Annotated in this window: 1 protein-coding gene; it reads right to left on the reverse strand. The window is 34.4% G+C overall.

Annotated features, from left to right (window positions below):
• Positions 1-321: 321 nt before the first annotated feature.
• Positions 322-738 (reverse strand): slr1601 family putative cell division protein, encoded by a 417-nt coding sequence (locus F6K22_RS40430; protein WP_293110751.1) that lies wholly within the window; start codon positions 736-738, stop codon positions 322-324.
• Between the last annotated feature and the right edge of the window lie 874 nt (positions 739-1,612).

Consider the following 1,612-nt stretch of genomic DNA (forward strand, 5'->3'; position numbering starts at 1 on the left):
AACACTTAATTAAAACACTTGTCAAGGAATATTTTTCTATAGATTTAGTAACTATAACTAATATCTCTTCTACAATAATTATAATTGGGAATATCAAATACAGTAGGAACAGAGAATAGTGATAAAATTCTCATAATTTTTATCTATTTGAGTCACTGGAAATTTTAGCCTAATCAAAAATCTCTTTCTATCTCAGGATTGAGGATTAAATAAGACTGGAAATTAGAAAGTTTGAGATTTAGCCATCTAATGCTATTGAGCTAATATTCAGCTTTTCTCAATTTTCCAGTATTATATTATTATTTCCCCACCCCAAGATAATTATGGAGATGAATTAGATTCTAAATTAGGTTTAACACCATTATTTTCTAGCCAAATTATAGGTATTTGATTAGGGTCTACTCGGTTACTTTGTTCTTGCATAATAGTTTTAGCTTGACTAGGATCAAAATAGCGACTAAAATTTTCCTTCTCATTATTCAGTCTCTCTGTTGTAGCTTCAATTTCAGATTCAATAACTTGTAGTTTTTCTTGAATAGATTGGTAATGAGGTAACAATTTTAACAAAGCTGAAGTTATACAAGCAGAGATTAGGATATTAGTCAATAATTTAGTTGTACTTTCAATTGTTATTCCTAAATAAGTAAACTTTTTTTGTTTAGAGAATACTCCAGGTTTTGCTTGACTAGAGGAATTTTTAGAAACTGGGGAAAATGCAACAGGTGTAGTAGCTTGCATACTTTTTTTGTCAGGATAGCTTAATCAATTAGAAGATTTCTATTTTGTATATTAATCTATCTACGATCAATAAATGATGAATTACTGACAAAATTAATTTTGAGTCCCAATAAAATTTTCCTTAACCGTTATAAGATACCAAAGATAGATTCAATGAAGAGTGGAGAGTGAACATAGTTATGATTTTAACTAATAAAAAAATGTAAATAAATCATTAGTTAGTAGTAAGCATTCAGGTGTAGGGGTTAACAAAAGAGGAAAGGTTTGTATTTCTGATAAGAAATGAAATTTAAGCTACCAGATATCCCAAAAGATCGAAAAGACCTAAAGCTACTGTCCAAAGAAGCTCTGGTAGAACTGGCGCAAGCAACAGCAACGCCTCATAGAAAAACTGATTGAAGAAGTAGAACGGCTCAAAGAACTATGTAATTAAAGATAGTCAAACCCGATCATTACCCCCTTCAAGCGATCTACTGAAGCGATCAGAAAAAACCCCAGTCACACAGGAAAAGGAATCAGACTCAAGTCATCGAAAACCAGGAGGACAACCGGGACATCCAGGAAACACAAGAAAAGGATTTAGACGAGTAGACCGTTACCAAGTAGTGGAACCCGTGCATATGTCGAGTATGTGGAGGAAATCACTGGCAAACAAGGGGAACAACTACCAGAAATTACCAAGTAGCCCGACTGGTAGAACGTCCATCAGAAAAAACCCCAGTCACACAGGAAAAGGAATCAGACTCCAGTCATCGAAAACCAGGAGGACAACCGGGACATCCAGGAAACACAAGAAAAGGATTTAGACGAGTAGACCGTTACCAAGTAGTGGAACCCGTGCATATGTCGAGTATGTGGAGGAAATCACTGGCAA

The organism is Okeania sp. SIO2F4, assembly GCF_010672385.1.
In the GTDB taxonomy this organism is placed as follows: domain Bacteria; phylum Cyanobacteriota; class Cyanobacteriia; order Cyanobacteriales; family Microcoleaceae; genus Trichodesmium.